Raw genomic sequence first — 20,994 nt, 5'->3', positions numbered from 1 at the left:
TTCCCACCACGGCCCGATTGCTCATCTGCCACGCTCCGCGCCCGTCAATATCACGCAACGTTTCTGAGCAGCTCCTTTCTGACTCGCGTCCATGCCCTGAACAAAAACGTATCGGATGCCACATGGCGAGGACTGACCTGCGTCCGCGTTTCCTTCGCCTGTCGACTGGCGTTCGCGTAATAGCCGTAGCGAAACGGTGAGGGCTCGAAGCCATTGAACACCAGGCCATCCACATCCGCGCCGAACTTCTTCAGGTTCTCGATCGCTTCCTCCACACCGGCGTAGCTGACCGACCCTTGCCTCACCACCATCAGCGTGATGTCGGCGAACCTCGACAACATGGCGACGTTTGCGGCCGGATGGGCCATTGGCGCATCCACGATGATCAGGTCGTATGCACCTCGCAGTGAAGTGAACAGCGCGTCCAGCTTGTCGGTGCCATACAGGTTCCGCAAAGGCTTGCCCCCTTTTCCGGCAGGCAGCACGTCAAGATTGTCATGAACGCGCGAGATCGCCTTCTTGAGATCGAGCGGGCCTGTCAGCACATCCGACAAACACTTCTCGGCTTTCAACGGCAGGCATCGCTCAATGCTCGCCTGGCCCGCACTCGCACGCACAAGCAAGGTCTTGATGCCGCTATCCGCGGACAAGCAGGCAAGATTGGCGGAGATCATCGACTTGCCCTGCCCCGGCTCGGGAGACGTAATCAGAACGGTCTTTGCGCTGCCTCGCTCGGTGGTCATCCTGCAATGCAACAGCAAGGCCAGATCCGCAATTGCTTCGGCGAGCGGCGTATCCGGATGCTCCCTCACGGCCATGAAAGCCGACCTGTCGTTCAAGTCGGCCTCGATCTGTTGACGCGATGACGGGAGTACGCCAAGCATCGGGACGCCCACCATCGATTCCAGGTGCTTCGGATCGCGAACGCGCCTGAAAAACAATGCATAGCCCTGCGCCACGGCAACGCCCAGTACCAGTCCGACCACCGCGCCCAGCACGATCACGAGCATTCGCTTCGGCCGAATCGGCTTGTCGCTCACATCGGCCTTGTCAATGATCGCCGCATTGCCGACCGTGCCTGCTTTCGCAATCTGCAACTGCTGCGTGTTGTTCAGCAAGCCGACGTACAGCTGGTTATTGACTTCAACGTCTCGCGCCAGACGCAAATAGGTCTGCTGCTGCGACGGCAAATGCGCCACTTTGCTTTTCAATTCGGCCGACTGCTGATCGAGCGTCTTCAGCTTGTTGACGACGGCCGCGATCTGGGGCTGCCCGGCAACATACTTGGATGACAAGTCCTGATACTCGAGCTTGGCTTCGAGCCGCGCCTTGTCGACAAGCGCCAATTGGTCAATGAGCAGCCTGACATCGCCTTGCGAATCGATCGACCCTTGCGAATTGCGGAACGTGTTCAGCGCCTGCTCCGCCTGCTCCAGCCGCGCCTTCACGGCCGGCAGCTGCGCGTCGAGGAATGCCTGGCTGCGCTCGGCATCCTCCGAACGCCGTTTCGCGTTGACATCCAGATAAGCCGCGGCGATGGCGTTGAGCAGTCGCGCGGCAAACACCGGATCGGGATCCTCTAGATTGAGCTGCATGATGCCCGACTGCCGCTTCGTTTCGGCCCCGCTCAACTTGGTCAGGATGGCGTCGAGTCGCACGGGCGTGGCAACCCGCCGGACACGGAACTCCGTACCGGCGCGCGCCACGATCCGCGACACATCCACGCGATAACCGTTACCCTCGCTCGGCGTGCCGATTTCCCCCTTCAACACCTCCTGACCATCGCTGTCCTTCAACACGAACCGATTGCCTTCGAGGTAATCGAACTCCAGCTTTTTGCCAAGCTGTGCTTCCGGGACATCGAATTTGCTGAATTCGACTCGTTCACCGCCCCACGCCCAGAACGGCGTATTGAACAGCGGAATGACGAGACCATTCGCATCTTTCGACAGGATCGAACCCAGAAAACCTGCTACAAGCGGAATCCGGTTACTGACTGAAACTTCCGCCTGCGCGGCGGTTGCCTCGATCGCCTGGGTGACGACCGTGCGCGAACGAGCGATATCGATTTCGCCGACTACGGCAGAATTCTGAATATCCAGTGCATTCGAAATCTCGGAGAGCGAACCCAGCGCGCTATGCTTGTTTTCCTGGACCTGTATCAGTGTATCAACCGAGTAAATCGGCGTCGCCGAAATGGCATAAACAAATGCCAGCAGCAGACACCCCATGAAAACAGAAATAAACGCCACTCGATAATAAAATACATTTTCGAGCAATTCGGCCAGTGTAAAGCGGGACGCGTCGCGAGAAATATTTCCCGCTCCGTCCCGGTACTCATTCGGCGAAGGTCGATCCAATGCCATGCATAAACTCCCAAATTGCCACCCTGCCGGGCTTCACGTGGCGGCGCGTGCTCGTGGCCATGCGTGCCGCGCGACGCATGCCAGGTCGCGCCATCCCGGGCGCCGGCCCTGCATCCGGCCGTAGATCGGCAAAAAGTACGTCACTGAACCGTCGCCCCGGGAACACCAATGATTCTGTTTGTCCCGGCCACTATGCGATAAATGCCCGGTACGCTAAGTGCGATGGCTTACATTAATAAGCACTGGTGGTGCAAATCACTGGGTTGCCAACCTGTCTCGTGCTATGTTAAGTACGCGTTGTTGTTTCCGCTTCCGGCAACCCATGACAATACTGTGGCTTGACGGCGCAATCAGAAATGTGACGTGAATACGTCTTTTCATATCATTCATCGCGTCACCTCGATTTGACGATCTTTATCAAACAAGGCGACACAGGACCATTGATATCGGGGTGTCGAGATGAAAAATCTTCCAATCTAGAAGGCACGGCGAGCATTAAATTTATTTAAATTGTTTCTGAATACAGGCCTACCCGGCCGGCAGATCGGCCGGCTTACCATGCTGAATGACGATATGAACACCCCCCAGCTATTCGATGCGCTCGCGCTGAAAAAGAACGACCCTGCCGTGCGTCGAATGCGCGCCGCGATCTCCCTGGCGATGTCCACCCTGCTTTCAGCGTGTGCGTTTGCGCCCGGCCAGCACATGGCAGAGCCGGCTGCGTTGCCGGTCACGACCGCCGACAATGGCGACGTGACCAGCGACATGAAGGTCGCGGTCAAGCAGATCGATCTGACGCTGATCAACCAGATTCACACGGAACAGAAGCACCTTCCCGCGCGGTCGATCCCGAGCAATTTGCTCGGCAAGCCGGGGGCCTACAAGCTCGGCCCGGGTGACGTGTTGCAAATCACGGTTTGGGATCACCCCGAATTCGCCGCCGCTGTCGGCCAGCCGACGCAGAACACGAAGCCCTCCGACGCAGCGCCGGGTTTCGTTGTCGATAGCGACGGCAACGTGCAGTTTCCCTACGTGACGCGACCGATCCACGCGGCCGGAAAGACCGCGGCGCAGGTCCAGCGGGAACTCGATACCGAACTCAGGAAAGTGTTCGTCAAACCACAGGTGACCGTTCGCGTGGCATCGTTCCGTGCCGAGCAAGTGTATGTGGACGGCGAAGTACGCGCCCCTGGCTCGCAGACGATCAACGACATTCCGATGACACTGGTGGAAGCGGTCAATCGCGCGGGCGGCTTTGCGCCGACCGCGGATCAGAGTCGCGTGACCGTCACGCGCAACGGCGAGATCTATCCGGTGAATGTCGCGCAGATGATGAAGACCGGCAAAAGTCCCGCCGCCATCATGCTGCAGCCAGGCGACCTGCTGCATGTGGGTGCTCGCGACGACAATCCCGTCTATGTCATGGGTGAAGTGAACAAGCCGCTGGCCGTGCCGCCCCTGCGCGATGGCTCGCTCACCTTGAGTGCGGCGCTTTCGGAGGCCGGGCAACTCAATCAGCAGACGTCGAACGCCCAGCAGGTTTTCGTGCTGCGCAAGGCCGTCGACAGCGAGCCGGTCATCTTTCACCTCGACCTGAAGTCGCCCGTCTCGATGCTGCTCGCGAATCAGTTTCCGCTCGCGTCGAAGGATATCGTGTATGTCGACAACACCGGCCTGGTCCGCGCAAGCCGCGTGCTGAACCTGTTGCTGCCGGCGATCAGCGCGGGGTTGACCGGGGCGCTCGTCACCAAGTAACCGGAAGATCGGCAGGACGGGAACCGCGACGCCTGTCGACTCGCATTCCGCCACGGCAGCAGCGTGGAAGGATCGCGAGTCCAACGCATCACGCTGCCAGCGCCGCCGCCCCGGCAGCGCGCAAATCGCATCAACCCGAACGCGCCGACAGATTGATCAGGCCGACCCGGTCACGACAGAGTACATACGCGAGCGCGATAGCGACGGCCGATTCGGCGATCAACACCGCGATAGCCGCCCCGCGCTCCGCGAACAGCATCGCAAGCGGCGGCAGCAGCGTCACATTCAACACCCCTGACGAGATCAGGATGATGCTGAAGGCGCGCTTCATGCCCATCGGCAACATGGTTTGAACGCCGAACAGGTCGGTCATGCATGCCATGAACGGCACCAGCGCCAGACAACGCAGTACGCCGACCGTCGGCGCAAACGAGCTGCCGTACAGGATCCGCACGACGAATGGTGCGCTGGCGTAGATCGTTGCCGACATGGCCAGCACCAGCGCGCCCTGCAGCACGATCAGCTTTCGCAAGAACGCAAACGCGTCGTCACGCGCGTGATGCATCAGGTACGTCACGTGCGGATAGGTTGCGGCTCTCAGCGGTTGAAGCAGGCCGACCGCGGCCCGAATCAACTTGTCACCGGCCGCAAAATAGCCGGCGGCGACACTTCCCGAAACGATACTCAGCAGAACGGTATTGGTCGATGCGTAGAACGAGATCGACGTCGATGCCAGAAATACCTGTGAGCCGCCTTTCAGGGCGGCAGCGATGTCGGCGAACCGCACGCGGACGGTTTCGATCTCGCGACGGAAGAACAGGTACGCAAGCAACGTCACCCCGCAAAGCAGCGGCACCGCAGCGTTGATCGCAACCGCGTGCAGGAGATCGTCCGGCGTGCGCACCCACATGAAGAAGGCCGCGACGCTGCATGCACGGTACACGACCACCGTGGCACTGTAGACGCTCAACTTCTGGATGCCCTGAAAGTACCAGCCCGGTGTAAGCGCGGCGCCCACCGCCATCCCGAAGCCGATCAGCAGGGCCGTGCGTTCTGCCGCGAAATGCGGAATGAGCAGGGTCAGGGCAACGAGTACGGCGAAGCCGGCGACCGTGATCGCCCATTGGGCACAAACCGTTGCCCAGAAAATGCGGGATCGTTCCACCCTGCCGTCCGCCAGCGCGACACGGGGCGTCGCGGTCAGGTCGAAGCTGTAATTGGCAAGGTTGATGAAATACGTCGTCACCGCCAGCACGAACGACAATCGTCCGTATTGCAGTGGGCCGAGTACGCGCGTCAGCAGGGGCAACGTGACGAGCGGCACGACGTACGTCGAGATTTGCAACGCGAACAACAACGCAAAATTTTTTCGGACAGCGGTCATCGTGCTTTCTGGGCTGAGAGTAAACAGTGTGCCGCGACTTCCAATGTGCCCACGTTCACGGTACATCCCTACCGATGCCGAGTACGGCACACAGCGACGACGCGTAGCATTCGACCGAGTAACGCGACCAGTCGTAGTGACGATTTTCGCTATCGAGGTGCGCGCGCAGTTCGGCGAGCGCGCGCGAGAAGCCTTCGGACGTGTTTCGGTAGAGAATCTTGTTGCCGATCTCGTCGCCAAAGGTCGACAGGCTTCCGATGTCATGCACGAGCGCCGGCAGGCCGAGCATCGCCGCCTCGACAATTACGAGCGGGGCATTTTCCACCCAGATCGACGGCAACACGAGCGCGTCGTGCGTGGGTAGCGCGGCGAACAACGTTGCATGATCGAGGCGCCCGGCGAAACGCAGCCGCCCCGACTCGACGAGTGTCGCGTGATGTGTCTCGAGGTGGGCCCGCTCCGCTCCGTCGCCATAGACAGTCAGCGACGCAATCGCATCGCCGGCCGATTCGCTCATGAGCGCGAGAAACCGGCCGAGGCCCTTGTCCGCGTCCACACGACCGACGAATGCCAGATCGAGGCGATCGCCCCGGGCGGGTTTGGGCGGACGGGGAACCAGCGTCGAGTCGATCGGGTTCGGCACCAGCGTGGCGCGTGTTCGGCCACCCTGCGCTATGAGGTCGCGCATGAACGGACTCGGACAGAGAATCTCGTCAAACAGGCCAAGCGGGTCGAACAGCGCATTGACCGCATGCCAGTGCAGCTTCTTCGCGACATCGTGAACAAAGCCGCGCGGGCTCGCCACGAGAGCGATGCGCCGGCCGCGATGCAGCTGGTCGATCGGCAACGGCTGCGCGCGCCCGCGGGAATAGATCAGCAGGCTCGGGTTGTAGAACAGCAAATGGTAATCGTGCGCGGTCATGAACAGACCACATCCCGAGAGCCGCTTGTAGCGAGCGAGCACGGGCAGAATCGCGCTCGACAGCAGGTTGTGGTAATTGTGTACGAGGATGCGTTGCGGGCGAAATCGATCGAGCAGCGTGAGGAGCGCACGCGCTGCGGCACGTGACCATGCACGTGCGCGGCCGCCGCCTGCGACATCGGGCAATGCACGCTCGTCAAAGGTTTCGACCACCACGCCGTGGCAAGCACGAAGCACGTCGACGGACACCCGGTACACTTCCTCGCCCCCGCCCTTCCGAACGAAGTCGTTGATCACCAGCACATGCATCACGATCGACCTCGGTGGACGCAATGTCGCGATTGCGATGCCACGTCGTCGCCGGCATGACCGGGCCCGACGTTCGCTCGTTCGTTTCGCGAACCGGCGTCATCCCGTGTCGCCTGCGCAAGATCGTGCGTTACCCGCTGGCGGTGACGCCTATCCCACTTTCGATGTGCCAGACACGCTTGCTTCATTGTCATTCCTGGACGGAGTCGCGATGGCGCTTGCGAACCGGCAACCCCATGAAAATTCGACACGGTCAGGATAAGGTGACCGAAGCAGCGGATCTGTTCGTCCGGTTACGTTAGCGGGAGACTTTGGCAAAACCACCACCGGCCGACGCCCCGTTGCCGCGCTCCCGAGACGCCCGCACGAGAGAGACGTCGCGATCGCCGCCCGGTCGGGCCTGCGTGCGACGTCTGCTCGAACGTCATGAGGGCGCGTGCTCCGGTTGCGCGGGTACCGAGAATTCGGCCGGCGCGTACCAGGAGGCCAGCAGCTCGGCGCAACGGGTGACCACGTACTGCGCAGCGGCGTTGCCGTGCAACGAATGGTCGAGCGTGTCCTGCAGGTCGACGGATACGTTCGGCCAATGCCCGAACGCACGGGATGCGGGGCCAAAATGCCGAACGAGCGCGTCGACGCCCGTATCGAACGTGCCGTAGACGAGATGGGTACGGATGCCGCCAGTCGACATGCCATGCAGCAATCCACGAGGCGTCTCGTTACCCGGCCGCCAGCCGAAATGCTCACCGACCCGCTTGACGGGCACGGTCATGATGCCCGCGACCAAACGGAACAGCGCACGCAGGACCGGCCGTGGATCGCGCCCTTCGAGTATCAGACGACGCAGCTTGTGGCGGCTGCGCAGCGACGCCCAGTAGCCGCGCATCGAATTTGTCTGGTTATTGACGGCATCCGCGAGCGTTGCTCCGCGCGGCCAGATGAAAACCGGAAGATTGACCGCAATCACGCCGGCGAAATGCTCGCGCGCGGCGGCATGAAGTGATGCGTACGCGCCAGAGCAAATCCCGAACGCAACGATTTCGCGATGCCCCTGCTCCTTCAACCAGTCGGCTGCGGATGCGATATCGACAATCACCTGATCCGAATACGGGATGTCCGACTGATCGTCTCTCGCACGCGGGCCGCTGTCGCCGATGCCGCTCGAATCGATGCGCAGGCTGCTGATACCCGATGCCGCGAGCGACCGGGCAAGTCGAACCGCAAACCGACCGTCGGCGACATGCGGATTGGCCGCCGTATTGGTAATCAGCAGGGTCGGCGCGGCAGCGCGTCGGATGCTGCCGGCCGGTTCGCACAGCACGCCAGCCAATCGCCCTGGCCCCACGGAGATCAACCGTTCGATACAGCCCTCCCCGGCCAGCGTCACGGCCGACTCGGATTCCCGCACGGGAACGCGAACGGCCGCATTGGAACCGTCGTCGATCCAGTTCGCGATCGTGTCGAGCAATCCGTCGGGTAGCCGCGACCAGACCGGCTCCCTCATGATGCTGCCCCAATCGGGGCAGGTCCGAACTTCGACAGAAACACCGCGTGCCTGTAGCGCATCCGACAAGGCAGGCGCGTCGCCGTACGGCGCATCGACGAGCAACGCGCGCGACGGCAATGCCTGAAACCGCCCCGCAGACTCGCACAGGTTGATGCCTCGAAGGGCCGCGACGAGATCATCGGGATACGCGTGCCCGAGCACATGGAGGGGACGTTCCTCTCGAATCGCATCCCGCACGGCAGGCGGCGCGTTATCGAGCCAGCGTTGCGCGACGAGAGAAAGCTCGCGCAGGTAGCCGCGGCCGCGCACCACGGGCGCCAGCGCAACGAAGCGCGTGAATCCGGGGATGCCGTCCGCGGCGAGGAGCGCCAACGCGGCGCCGGCGCGCACGCCGACGAGCGTCAGCGTGTCCGACACGACACGCTCGCGCAACGCATCGACGGCATGCCGAACGCTCGCGAGCATATGGTCGAAGCGGTCGGCATCGTGTTCGTCGCCCAGCGAGTCGCCGCTCGCCGGATAGTGGAATCGCAGCACCGGAAAGCCCCGATCGGCGAGATGCTCGGCGAGCGAGCGCACGAGTTTGTGAAGCCAGAGCGCCTCGTGACCGAGCGGCTCGCAAATCACGATGCCATGCGGGCGATTGCCTGCGTGAAACCAGCCGACACATCCGTTGAACTGAATGGGTGTCATGATCCGGTCCTTGCGCTGTACACCTGATGGCGCGATGCGCTGCTGGATGCCTGCCGGATACCTCGAAGCAGGCATCCGGGTACCGGAAACGACTGCACATGCATCCGTGTGAACTTCAACTTGCGGCCGCAACGAGGCTGCCCGTTCGCGCGGCCGCACAAAACAAATCGGGAACGACTGACGTTGCGACGATGCGAGCCGATTCCCCGTAACCGGCTCCGTCCTTGCGTATCGATTTGGGTTCCCACAAAAACGCCCGTATGTGAAAACACCCGCGTGCCCGACCGGGTCCGGCGAGTGCCTGTCGAGGATCGCCTGACCTGCAAGCGCCTCTGGGTTGAGATTGGTCTTGGTAATTTTTTGGTCGGATGACGTTACATTTCCGTTCCTTCCCCCCGGATCAGCCTGACACGCCAGACACGGCGGCCCGCTCGAATATCGACGATTAGGCCACTCAATCCCGACAAATTTCGTACGTCACATTACATTTGTACAACGTGCCTTCGCGGACCTGCGGCGCCACTGTCATGCAAGGCTCGCCGCCGATCGTGCACGGTCGCCCCGACCGACCGCCCGGCACGGGTGGACGATGTGACGCGCGCCCGTCAACGTGTAGACCTGGGCTCGGCTACCGGCCCCGTGGCCGCACCGTACAGGTCCGCCGTACGTTCAACGCCGCCCATGTGACCAAGCGCTTCGCCAGGATTCTTCGTCCGTCGGTCGAGGTAAGCATCGCCGGACGGGGCACTTCGCCCGGCACGAATACCTTCGTCTCGCTTGCCGCATGGACACGCACCAGCGCCCCGGTCGCGAACCCGCCCGGTCGATTGCCTCTGGTGGCGTCATCGGCACACGATTGCTGTCACTGCCGCGCATGACGGTCACGGTGGGACAACCCGCACGGCAATACACGATTGAACACCGTTCGGCACGGGACATATGTGAGCGACCTCACTCAACACCGCACACAAAGACGGGGCTGCCTCGTTGAGCTCGGCACAATCGCTATTTCCCAAGTCTCGGAATCGAAGCGGCGTTCCCGACAAACAGTGCGCGAAATCACCGAAGCCCGGTTCGATGCGCACGCAACGAAACGAAAAAGAACGCACGCGTCGCCACACGACTGCTGTGCAAATACACCCGCTCCCAGGTACTTCTTACCCGACCACACCCCCGCCATCGGGAACGATGACCACCTTTCCACCCCGCTGCGCGCCCCTGCCGAAGAAAGATCGGACATATCAGTAGAAACACCGATGCTGTAGTCAAACTACATTCATACCATTTGTCACTGCAGAGAATCGCTACATCCGATTCGGCAGCGTCGGGCGGCCCGTGCGTCGCCGCCCGCGTGCGCCGGTCGGGCCCAACCGGCCGTAACGATTCCCCGCCTGGCCTGGCATGCCGACGCGCAACCACCCTGCATCGCCAGCCAATTGCGTCCGGTGCGAATCCACCGGACGTGCGCAGCTCCAGACATCATCCGAACAACCGGCAATACGATCATGGAGAGCAACATGCGGGACACACTCTGGCCGGCCGTCGTGCTGGCAGCGACCCTCTGCACCACCGCCTATGCGGGCGACGCCGATTTCAACGCGCAGGGCGACGCGACCGATGCGTTTGCGTCTGCCGCGGCGGTTCGACGCGCGGACCTGCTCGTGCGCAAGATGACACTCGACGAAAAACTTCAATTCATTCATTCGCAATACGAAATGTCCAAGGTGCCGGGCGGCGGCGCCGGCTACATCCAGGGCGTGCCGCGGCTCGGCATTCCCGACCTGAACATGGTCGATTCAGCGACGGGTTCCGGCAGCACGTCGCAGGCCAGCACGACGTTCCCCGCGACGATTGCCGTGGCCGCGAGCTGGGATCGACGCCTGTCGTACGACTACGGCAAGCAGGTCGCAATCCAGTTGCGCGCGCAAGGATTCGGCATGGGCCTGGGCGGCGGTACCAACCTCGCGCGCGAACCGCGCGGCGGCCGCCTGTTCGAATATCTCGGCGAGGATCCGCTGCTCGCCGGCGACCTGCTCGCCGAACGCACGCTCGCCACGCAGCGGCAGAAAGTCATCGCGACCATCAAGCACTATGCCGGCAACGAGCAGGAGCACGGCCGGATGGGCGGCAACACGCAGATCGACGAGCGCACGCTGCGCGAGCTCTACCTGCTGCCGTTCGAGATCGCCGCGAAGCGCGGGCGGCCCGGCAGCGTGATGTGCAGCTACAACCGCCTGAACGGCGCGTACGCTTGCGAGAACCCTCACCTGCTGAACGACGTGCTGAAGAACGAATGGGGCTTCCAGGGCCAGGTACAGTCCGACTGGGGCGCGACGCACAGCACCGCCGCCGCGATCAACGCCGGGCTCGACGAGGAAGAAGACGTCGGATCGACCGTGTACCTGACGCCGGCAGCCGTCAAGCAGGCCATCGCGAACGGCTCGGTGTCGACTGCACGACTCGACGACATGGTGCGACGCAAGCTGGCAGTGATGATCCGCGTCGGTGTGATGGACGATCCGGCCAAGGGCGGCGGCACGATCGATTTCGCGGCTGCGAACCGGTTCGCGCAGGCTGCTTCCGAGCAGTCGATCGTGCTGCTGAAGAACGACGGCAACCAGTTGCCGCTTGCGGCGTCGGCGCTGTCGCATATCGCCGTGATCGGCGGCCATGCCGATGCGGCCGTGCTGTCCGGCGGCGGCTCGGGCAACACGCGCGACCCCGTGTCGGGATCGTTCGCGGGCTGCGGCGGCCTGACGTTCGGGTCGTCGACCGGATGCAGCTGGTGGCGCAATCCGTGGCTGAAGGTCGACGTGCCGATCGTCGCGGCGATCCGCGCGCTCGCACCGGCCGCGCAGGTCACGTATGCCGGCAACAGCGATCAGCAATCGCCGTTCCGCGCGTACACGCAGCAGGAGATCGACCAGGCCGCGGCGCTCGCGGGCCGTTCGGACGTCGCGATCGTCGTGGTCGCGCAGCCGGCCGGCGAGGATTTCGGTGATCTCCAGAGCCTGAGCCTCGCGAACCCGTCGAACCAGGACGCGCTCGTCGAAGCCGTCGCGCACGCGAATCCGCACACGATCGTCGTCGTCCAGAGCGGCAACCCGGTGCTGATGCCGTGGAAGGAACAGGTATCCGCGATCGTCGAAGCGTGGTATCCGGGCGAAGCCGGCGGCAAGGCGATCGCGAACGTGCTGTTCGGCGCGGTGAATCCGTCCGGCAAGCTGCCCGTCACGTTCCCCGCGCGCGATCAGGATTCGCCGACCTGGGGGCAAAACGGCACGTTCGACAACGATCCCGTCTATGCGGAAAAGCTGAACATGGGCTATCGCTGGTATGACGCGCACAACATCAAGCCGATGTTCGAGTTCGGCTACGGGCTGTCGTACACGCACTTCGCGTATTCGGGCCTGTCGGTGGCGAAGCAGTGGGACGGGGCGCTGAGCGTCGCGTTCACCGTGCGTAACGACGGGCGCGTGGCCGGCGCGGAAACGCCGCAGGTCTATCTCGGCGTGCCGTACAAGGACGAACCGCCGAAGCGGCTGGTCGGCTGGGAGAAGATCCGGCTGAATCCGGGCGAGACGCGGCGCGTGCGCGTCACCGTGTCGCCGCGCATGCAGAGCGTGTGGGATACGTCGCGTAACGGCTGGCGCATGGTGCCGGGCGGGACGGTGTATGTCGGTGCATCGTCGCGGGATATCCGGTTGCAGGGGCACTGAGCGGCGATAGCCCGACGGAGGAGCCGCGCACGTCGTGCGCGGCTCCTCCGTATTCACCTATCCGCTGCATCCGTTACCGGAACAACAGCGCCAGCAACGTCGCGAGCGCGGCTATCGCGGCGATTCCCGCCGCCATCCCGGCCAGATGCGCGGCGACCACCAGGCTGGCCGGCAATCGCGCGGATGCCGGGCCGCTCGCCCCATCCGCCAGCCCGGCCCGCGATCGGAATGCGACGCCGGCCATCACACCCCGCTCCCTTCGAGCGTATCGAGCAACGGTCGGGCCAGATGCAGGACCTGATACACCGTGCCCGCGCCGCCGTCGTCCGGCTCGTGCTCCGATACGCGTACTCGCGTCAGCCTCCAGCGCAGCGGATCGAGGCTGACGGCGGCCGCGACCGTACCCGGCCGCGCCGCCACGTCTCGATTGCGCGCGACCTCCTGTGCCAGCGTCGCGTCGAGGTCGGCATCCGCCGGAATGTCGATGGCTTCCAGCCGCACGAAGCGCCCCGTCGACGCACTGCCCTTGCGCGCATCGAGCGCGACCTGCACGTCGATCGGCGCGCGCCCGAAGCTGTCCGTCACGACCCTGTAGCGGCCGTCCGTGACGAACCCGGCGAACGCCTGTTCATTGCGCCACAGATAAAGCGATGCATAGCCGTTTTCCGTCGCACCGTAGCGGCCCGCCTCGCGCAGCAGGAACCCCTTGAACACCAGATCCGGCGTGTCGTCCCAGAGCCTGCCGCGCTCGCGCACGCGATTGCGGATGATGTCGAGGTCGTAGTCCGCCGGCAGGCGGTGCACGTAGTACGCGGTCAGCATGATCGACTCCTGGGATTGAAAAGGGAGATTCCGAACGGCTTGGAAACAGCGTAGAAGACCTTGAATCATTTGAAAAGACGATGGCAGAATATTTCAATGATTCATTTCCGAAATGGATGGATGCGCGATGAAAACACTCGACATCGAAGCCGTGCAGGCATTCGTGCTGACCGCCGACCTCAAGAGCTTCACCCGGGCCGCAGAGGCGATGGACACGACGCAGTCCGCGGTGAGCCTGAAGATCAAGCGGCTTGAAGACGGCCTCGGCCGCCGCCTGCTGGAACGCACGCCGCGGCAGGTTCGCCTGTCGGCCGACGGCACCGCGTTCCTGGAACCCGCGCGCGAGCTCGTGGCCGCTCACCAGGGTGCGGTCGGCGCGTTCGGCGCCGGGCAGCGGCGGCTGGTGATCGGCGTGGGCCATCACGTCGTCGGCGCCGATCTGCCGCTGCTGCGTCGGCGCATGAGCGAAGCGGAGCCGGGGCTCGTGCTGGAGATCCGGGTCGCTGCGTCACGCGACGTGCTCGATGCGTTCGACCGGGGCCAGCTCGACGCCGCCGTCGCGCTACAACACGACAGCCGACGGCTCGACGGCGAAACCCTCCTGTCTGAGTCGTTCGGCTGGATGGCCGCAACCGATTTCGAGTACCATCCGCCGCAACCGCTGCGGCTCGCGACGCAGGCCGAGCCGTGCAGCGTGCGTCGCATGGCGATCGGCGCGCTGGACGCAGCCGGTGTCGCGTGGACGGAGGTATTCGTCGGCGGCGGCGTGGCGACCATCGGCGCGGCGGTGTCTGCGGGGCTGGCCGTCGCCGCGCTCGGGCATCGCGTGGCGCCCGTCGGGACGGTCGACGTGGGCGCGCGATACGGGCTTCCGCCCTTGCCGATGCGCGACGTGGTGCTCTACTCGAACCTGACCGATGCGCGGGCCCGGCAAGCACTGCGCACGCTGGGTGCGGCGCTGCGGTCGTCGGTCGGCGTGCGGTGAGGTCGCGCTTGAACAACCCGGAGAAAAAGAATGCGTCCGCTGGACGAACTGATCAACGAACGCGAGTCGGCGCTCCCGACTTTAGTCGAGTGGGCTGCCGCAGCCGGCCAACGTTGCGAAATACTGCCGCCATCCGATCGAAGTGGCGAAGTGCTTTCAGCGCTTCAGGTATCCACCCGATCGACCCTGGGAGCAATCGCCTATTCGACCGGCGGCATCCTGGTGGACGGAGGCTACCTCCGTCTGCTCGGCTCGGGCCATTCCAGGCTGCCTAGAGACATCGTTGGCTGGAATGATGGGCGATCGTCCGGCTTTCTATTGATTGCGGACGATACCGTCGGCGGATTCTTCGCATTGAACGGAGGCGCATTTGGGGACGACACCGGTTCGGTGTACTACTTTGCTCCCGACACACTGAGATGGGAGCCGCTTGATATCGGATACAGCGACTTCGTGCGGTGGTCGCTCAGCGAAAAGCTGGATGACTTCTATGCAAGCTTGCGCTGGCCCGGCTGGCAAGCGGATGTCGAGCATCTGACGACGGATCAATGCTTCAGCTTCTATCCGTTTCTGTGGACGAAAGAAGGATCGGTGGAACACAGCAGCCGCAAGGCGGTAAGCGTGTCCGAGCTCTACGCGCTTCATGCCGACCCCGGGTCCGTCGCGTCACGGCAATCGTGACCGGCCTGAAACGTTCGAATGGCCGCCCCCGACTCATTCGGAGGCGGCCACGCTTTCCGGTGGTGCAGACGACAACCTGTCGGCGCGAGGCGCGCCCGACTTGCTCGCCGCGCATCGGCAGGTATCGCTTGCTCGCCACCGCGTGCGACCGCACATTCGCCAATACCGCCCCCCTCCCGTCGATGCGGTACATCGCCCGGGTTCGGTTCTGCCCCGCTTCCGGAAGCAAGAACACCGCTCAATCGGCAGGCGGCAGGTTCGCGGAGAGGTCGGGAAAGCGGAGCTCACCTTCGTAGGTCTCGGCGCCGGCCGCGAGTATCGCTTTCACACGCGCCTGGATCGCTTCATTGGCTACGCAGAGATCGGCCTCATGGGCTTCCACCAACAGGCCTTCGGAGAAGGAAACGTCGGATCCCATGTCCACGGACCGTTTCAGGTGGGCGATCGTGGTGGGCGGAAAGGTCGCGATGCGGCGTGCGAGCTTGTCCACGAATGGCCCCAGCTCCCTGGCCGGCAGCGCGCGATTGATGTAGCCGTAGTGGTCGGCCAGTTCCGCGGAGAAGTCCTCTCCGGCCAGCAGCACCTCGAGCGCGCGGGCGCGCCCCATCCGCCTCGGCAGGCGCTGCGTGTTGCCGCCGCCCGGGACAAGTCCGCAGACGACCTCCGGCTGGCCGAACACCGCTTCGCCGATCGCGGCGAAACACATGTCGGCGGCCAGCGCGATCTCGCAGCCGCCGCCGCGCGCGATGCCTTCGACCTTGGCAATCACGGCCTTGGGCATGTTGCGCAAACGCTCGCCGAGCATCTGTGTCAGGCGGAAGGTCCGGGTATTCGAGGTCGTTTTCGGCGCGGAGCCGACACGATGCAGGCCCGAATGCGCAATGAAGAACTTCGGCACGGCGCTCTGCAGCACGACGACTCGTACGTTCGTATCCTGTTCAAGTTGTCGGGTCAGCGAGTCGAACTCCTCCGACAGTACCTCGTCGAGCAGGTTGAGCGGCGGGTAGTTCAACGTCACCGTGGCGACACCGCTGTCCTGGGTGACCTGGATATGCTTGTAATCGGCATAGTTCGCGCCACCTCCCTGCGTTGGCGTGGACTTTGCAGGTGCAGCTCCACCCTCCGCCGATGCGAGCAACACGCCGGGCGCGAGTGTCGCGGCACCGATTGACTGGACGAACGAACGTCTTGAGAAGGTCGACATGGAAAACTCCCTGGTTGGTTTCATCGCGCGTCCGCAAAGCCACGCTCGGCGCGCAATTCGCTGCGGAGTCGAGTGATGCGGTTGCCATCCAACGGCGCCGCGGCTTCTCCCGGGCACCTCGGATAGCAGTAACCGCGCAAAAAATTCCTGCATCGTTGAAGCGAATTCGTCTGCGTTAAGACGCGCACTTCGCCAACGCAATGATCCTCGTACCGTCGCGACATATGCAAGATTCCTCCCCAAGTGGGGGGCATGCGGATCTACGTTGCGCTGCCATGCGGACCTCGTCGTGCACACATGCTTCAGCAACGCGCATCACGCCCGCCAGACAATGTGCTGCCCGATCGCCCCTGCAGTAACTCGGGCGCCCTGTCGCGCATCCGGGTCAGCCCGACCATTTCACCGATACGGCGCCTCGGACGGAGCGCGGGCCACGTCGCTGCCTGCGTCGTCCATCGTCGATCCGGCCCGTCCTCCCCAAACAGGGGGCTGCCATTGCACGGGGCTGTCGGTACTGTTTGCTTCCATCACCCTTCGACGCATGGCATGACGCGCGCTTCCATCCGGGAGCATCCGCACGACGCATGCCGATTGAAATGCAATCCGACGCGCGCTCGCTGCATCGTCAGCGGCCTGTAGCGACAGTGCCCGGCGCATGTAACGACACCTCGAAATGGCCTGAAAAACCGTCCATGAGCAAAGCCCAGTCACACGACGACAAGCCGCCCGCGCCGGAGTCCACCAGGCGCATATTCCTCAAACGCGTCGCCATCGTTCCCGCCGCCGTTGCGATGGGTGCGTGCCATCCAGGTGACGACGCATCGCCGGCACCGACGGCGACGCAAAGCGCCGACGGCGGCGTCCGGCTCGACACCTATCGCCCGGTGTTCTTCACGCCCGACGAATGGCACTTCGTGCTCGCGGCAGTGGATCGCCTGATCCCGCACGACGACGAAGGGCCCGGCGCGCTGGACCTGAACGTACCCGTCTTCATCGACAGGCAACTGGAATCCGGTTACGGCTACGCGGCGCACTGGTATATGCAGGGACCGTTTCGCGCCGCCTCGCCGTTGTTCGGCTATCAGTCGAGGCTGACGCCGCGCGAGGTGTACCGAGCCGGCATCCAGGCGACGAACGAACGATGCATGCGCGACTTCGCCGGCAAGCGCTTTGCCGATCTCGCCATCGCGGAACGGACCGACGTGCTCGCACGCCTGGAGTCCGGCGCGATGGCGTTCGACGCGATCTCGTCGACGGATTTCTTCGCGTTTCTGCTGGAGAACACCCGCGAAGGCTATCTGTCGGATCCGATACACGGCGGCAACAAGTCGATGGGCAGTTGGAAGATGATCGGCTTTCCGGGAGCCAGGGCGGACTTCCTCGACTGGGTCGGGACCGGCAAGCGCTACCCGTACGGGCCCGTCAGCATCGAAGGTCAACAGGGTTGAAATGCATATGCCGCAAGTCACGAAACCGGAAGTGGACGCTGTCGTCGTCGGGATGGGATGGACAGGGGCGATCATGGGGATGGAGCTGGCCGAGGCCGGCCTGACCGTCGTCGGCCTCGAGCGCGGGGAAAACCGCGATACGAGCCCCGAGTTCGCGTATCCGGCCATCGCCGACGAGCTCGCTTACATTCAGCGGCGCAAGCTGATGCAGAATCTTGCGCGCGAGACGGTCACGATCCGGCATGCGCCGAACGAAGACGCATTGCCCTACCGGCAGCTCGGCGCGTTCCTGCTGGGTACCGGGGTGGGCGGCTCGGGCGTGCACTGGAACGGCACGACCTGGCGCGCCAATGCCGCCGACCTCAAGATCCGCTCGCACTACGTGCAGCGCTATGGCGCCGGGTTCATCCCCGGCGACATGACGATCCAGGACTGGCCCTACTCACTGGACGAACTCGAACCGTACTTCGAGCGTATCGAGGCCGTGATGGGCACGTCGGGCAAGGCAGGCAACCTGCACGGCCGGATCGTCGACGGCGGCAATCCCTTCGAGGCCTTGCGCCGGCGCGACTATCCGTGCCCGCCGCTCGCCGACAACTATCCGGCGACGCTGTTCAGGCACGCCGCAAGCGAAGTGGGTTTCCATCCGTTTCCGATTCCCGCGTCCAACGCGTCGATCGCCTATCAGAATCCGTACGGGATGCAGCTCGGCCCGTGCAACTTCTGCGGCTATTGCGAAGGCTTCGGCTGCTACATGTATGCGAAGGCATCGCCGCAAGCCTGCATCCTGCCCGCGTTGCTGGCCAAACCCAATTTCGAGTTGCGCGACCGATCCCATGTGACGCGTGTACAGCTCGATTCGTCCGGCAAGCGCGCCACCGGCGTGACCTATCTCGATGCGCAGGGCCGGGAAGTATTTCAGCCGGCGCGCATCGTCTTGCTTTGCGCATTCCAGATGCACAACGTGCGCCTGCTGCTGCTGTCCGGGATCGGAACGCCGTACGATCCGGCGACAGGAACGGGAACCGTCGGCAGGAACTTCGCCTATCAGAAGAACAGCGCGGTCTCGCTGTTCTTCGACAAGGATGTCCACATCGATCCGTTCATCGGCGCCGGCTCGGGGGGGCAGGCATTCGACGACTTCAACGCGGATCACTTCGATCATTCCGCGGCGGGGTTCGTCGGCGGCGCCTACATCAGCGCGATGGTCACCGGCGGCCGCCCGATCGGCCAGACCCTGCTGCCGGAAGGCACCCCCAAATGGGGGGCCGCCTGGAAGAAGGCGCTCAAGGACAACTATCTGCATTCGTTTTCCATCGGTACGGCGGGCTCGGTCATGTCATACCGCACGAACTACCTGGATCTCGATCCGACCTATCGCGACGCATACGGCCTCCCGCTGCTGCGCATGACCTTCGACTGGCACGACAACGAGATGCGCATGACGCGCTTCGTCACCGACAAGGCCGAGCAAGTCGCGCGTGCGATGAAGCCGAAATCGATGTCGGTCCATGCCGGGAAGATCGGCGATCACTTCGACATGCGGCCGTACCAGACCACGCATACGACCGGCGGTGCGGTCTGCGGCGATCGTCCGGACACGAGCGTCGTCAACAAGTACCTGCAATCGTGGGACGTGCACAACGTATTCGTGACGGGCGCATGCGCGTTTCCGCAGAACTGGGCGTACAACCCGACAGGCATGGTCGGCGCGCAAGCGTATTTCGCGGCGCGCGCGATCCGCGAGCAGTACCTGAAGCATCCCGGTCCACTGCTGCCGACATAGGAATTGCAATGGATAAGCAACGCACGAAACCGGCCATGACTTCATTCGGTCTGCTATTGACCTTCGCCACGCTAGCCACGTGGTTGCAACCGGCCGCGGCGAACGCGCAGGAGGCCGCCCAGATCGCGCGTGGCGCCTATCTGGCGCGCGTCGGCGATTGTGTCGCATGTCATACATCGCGCCGCGATCAGCCATTCGCCGGCGGGCTGCCGATGGAAACGCCGTTCGGCACGATCTATTCGACCAACATCACGCCCGACCTCCGGCACGGGATCGGCAGCTACAGCTACGACGACTTCGCGGACGCGCTGCGCAAAGGCGTCGCGAAGGACGGGCACCTGCTCTACCCTGCGATGCCGTACCCGTCCTTCTCGAAGGTCAGCGACACCGATACCCGTGCGCTCTATGCGTACTTCATGCACGGCGTCCGCCCGATCGACCAGCCGAATCCGCAGACGCGGCTCCACTTTCCGTTCAACCTGCGTGTCATGCTCACCGGATGGAATCTGCTGTTTCGCCCCGCTGGCGCCTATCGCGCAGATCCGGCGCAAGGCGCGGCGTGGAATCGCGGCGCCTATCTTGTTCAAGGGCTCGCGCACTGCGGCGCATGCCATACGCCGCACGGCGTGATGGGCGAGGAGAAGGCATTCGACGCGCGCGGAACGGACCTGTACCTGAGCGGCTACACGCTCGCGGGCTGGCATGCGCCCGACCTGCGCGCCGGGCACGGCACCGGCGAGCGCTCGCGGGACAGCATCGTCCAGCTGCTGCGAACCGGACGATCGCACGGCAGCGCCACGTTCGGCGGCATGTCCGAAGTCGTGGAGAACAGCACGCAGTATTTCAGCGACGCCGACCTGCACGCGGTTGCCGACTACCTCGGCAGCCTCCACCCCGACCGTGCACCACCGACACCGGCGGCACCACCCGTCAAGCCGGATGCGACCACGGCGCTGCGCTCGGGCGTCACGCCGACAGGCGGCGCCTTGCTGTACCTCGACAACTGCAATGCGTGCCACCGCTCGGACGGCAGCGGTGCGATGAAGGCGTTTCCCGCGCTGGCCGGCAATGCGGTGGTCACGTCCGACGATCCGTCGTCGGTCATTCACGTGATCCTGACCGGCTCGCGGATGCCGTCGACCCGCTCCGATCCGGCGCCGCTGGCCATGCCCGCCTTCGGCTGGCGGCTGTCGGACCCGCAGGTCGCCGAACTCGCGACGTTCGTACGCAGCAGCTGGGGCAATCGTGGCAGCCCGGTGAGCGCCGCCGACGTCGCGAAAGTCCGGCAGCAGGTCGATCCGGCGCAATTGAAACGGATCCGCGCTGCGGTCACGAACGAAGTGACCGACGACGGCGCACCCGGCCCGACCGGCAAATGACATCGGGCGCCTGACCGCATCACGCGGGACTCAC

The 20,994-nt window shown here is 63.9% G+C and carries 14 protein-coding genes; 7 read left to right on the top strand and 7 right to left on the bottom strand.

The window, feature by feature from the left end; translation table 11 throughout:
* Nucleotides 1-50: 50 nt before the first annotated feature.
* On the bottom strand, nt 51-2,366 hold the full coding sequence (locus tag G3N93_RS04235; RefSeq protein WP_206132336.1) for a GNVR domain-containing protein: 2,316 nt from the start codon (nt 2,364-2,366) through the stop codon (nt 51-53).
* Between the two features lie 573 nt (nt 2,367-2,939).
* Here G3N93_RS04235 and G3N93_RS04230 point away from each other — a divergent pair.
* Entirely contained in the window at nt 2,940-4,121 is a 1,182-nt protein-coding gene (locus tag G3N93_RS04230) for a polysaccharide biosynthesis/export family protein (RefSeq protein WP_206132335.1), read from the top strand.
* Between the two features lie 130 nt (nt 4,122-4,251).
* Here the strand turns inward: G3N93_RS04230 and G3N93_RS04225 are convergent, their stop codons facing one another.
* The 3 genes from G3N93_RS04225 to G3N93_RS04215 all read right to left on the bottom strand — a co-directional run bounded on the left by G3N93_RS04225 (nt 4,252) and on the right by G3N93_RS04215 (nt 8,936).
* Nucleotides 4,252-5,505 carry a flippase gene (locus G3N93_RS04225; RefSeq protein ID WP_174942349.1) on the bottom strand — a complete coding sequence of 418 codons (1,254 nt, stop codon included), beginning with the start codon at nt 5,503-5,505 and terminating at the stop codon, nt 4,252-4,254.
* 55 nt (nt 5,506-5,560) lie between these two features.
* Nucleotides 5,561-6,736 (bottom strand): glycosyltransferase, encoded by a 1,176-nt coding sequence (locus tag G3N93_RS04220; RefSeq protein ID WP_206132334.1) that lies wholly within the window; start codon nt 6,734-6,736, stop codon nt 5,561-5,563.
* Nucleotides 6,737-7,160: 424 nt separating this feature from the next.
* Nucleotides 7,161-8,936: a serine aminopeptidase domain-containing protein gene (locus tag G3N93_RS04215; protein WP_206132341.1), complete on the bottom strand. Its 1,776-nt coding sequence runs from the start codon at nt 8,934-8,936 to the stop codon at nt 7,161-7,163.
* Nucleotides 8,937-10,453: 1,517 nt separating this feature from the next.
* Between G3N93_RS04215 and G3N93_RS04210 the strand changes: the two genes are divergently transcribed.
* The gene (locus G3N93_RS04210; protein WP_206132333.1) at nt 10,454-12,655 is read left to right on the top strand and encodes a glycoside hydrolase family 3 C-terminal domain-containing protein; all 2,202 of its coding nucleotides are present in this window, start codon (nt 10,454-10,456) and stop codon (nt 12,653-12,655) included.
* Between the two features lie 73 nt (nt 12,656-12,728).
* Here the strand turns inward: G3N93_RS04210 and G3N93_RS04205 are convergent, their stop codons facing one another.
* Complete coding sequence (locus tag G3N93_RS04205) at nt 12,729-12,899, bottom strand: hypothetical protein (protein WP_174942325.1); 171 nt, start codon at nt 12,897-12,899, stop codon at nt 12,729-12,731.
* On the bottom strand, nt 12,899-13,477 hold the full coding sequence (locus G3N93_RS04200; RefSeq protein WP_206132332.1) for a DUF4865 family protein: 579 nt from the start codon (nt 13,475-13,477) through the stop codon (nt 12,899-12,901). Before G3N93_RS04200 ends, G3N93_RS04205 begins: the two co-directional genes overlap by 1 nt.
* Before the next feature lie 127 nt (nt 13,478-13,604).
* On the opposite strand from G3N93_RS04200, the gene G3N93_RS04195 reads away from it, so the two are divergent.
* Both G3N93_RS04195 and G3N93_RS04190 read left to right on the top strand, forming a co-directional pair.
* Nucleotides 13,605-14,462, top strand: a complete 858-nt coding sequence (locus G3N93_RS04195) for a LysR family transcriptional regulator (protein WP_206132331.1) — start codon at nt 13,605-13,607, stop codon at nt 14,460-14,462.
* Nucleotides 14,463-14,492: 30 nt separating this feature from the next.
* Nucleotides 14,493-15,143: a DUF2625 domain-containing protein gene (locus tag G3N93_RS04190; protein WP_206132330.1), complete on the top strand. Its 651-nt coding sequence runs from the start codon at nt 14,493-14,495 to the stop codon at nt 15,141-15,143.
* A 238-nt stretch (nt 15,144-15,381) separates the two neighbouring features.
* Here G3N93_RS04190 and G3N93_RS04185 read toward each other — a convergent pair whose 3' ends face one another.
* Entirely contained in the window at nt 15,382-16,371 is a 990-nt protein-coding gene (locus tag G3N93_RS04185; RefSeq protein ID WP_241026392.1) for an enoyl-CoA hydratase/isomerase family protein, read from the bottom strand.
* 668 nt (nt 16,372-17,039) lie between these two features.
* On the opposite strand from G3N93_RS04185, the gene G3N93_RS04180 reads away from it, so the two are divergent.
* Genes G3N93_RS04180 through G3N93_RS04170 form a run of 3 tightly spaced genes read left to right on the top strand, consistent with a single transcriptional unit; the run spans nt 17,040 to nt 20,960 of the window.
* Nucleotides 17,040-17,795 carry a gluconate 2-dehydrogenase subunit 3 family protein gene (locus G3N93_RS04180; RefSeq protein WP_174942456.1) on the top strand — a complete coding sequence of 252 codons (756 nt, stop codon included), beginning with the start codon at nt 17,040-17,042 and terminating at the stop codon, nt 17,793-17,795.
* Nucleotide 17,796: 1 nt separating this feature from the next.
* The gene (locus tag G3N93_RS04175) at nt 17,797-19,581 is read left to right on the top strand and encodes a GMC family oxidoreductase (RefSeq protein ID WP_374196406.1); all 1,785 of its coding nucleotides are present in this window, start codon (nt 17,797-17,799) and stop codon (nt 19,579-19,581) included.
* Nucleotides 19,582-19,616: 35 nt separating this feature from the next.
* A complete protein-coding gene (locus G3N93_RS04170; RefSeq protein WP_241026390.1) occupies nt 19,617-20,960 on the top strand; it encodes a cytochrome c in 1,344 nt (447 codons plus the stop codon).
* Nucleotides 20,961-20,994 lie beyond the last annotated feature (34 nt).

The organism is Burkholderia sp. Se-20378, assembly GCF_017104665.1.
Taxonomy (GTDB): Bacteria; Pseudomonadota; Gammaproteobacteria; order Burkholderiales; family Burkholderiaceae; genus Burkholderia; species Burkholderia lata.
This window is presented reverse-complemented; position numbering and strand designations above follow the sequence as displayed.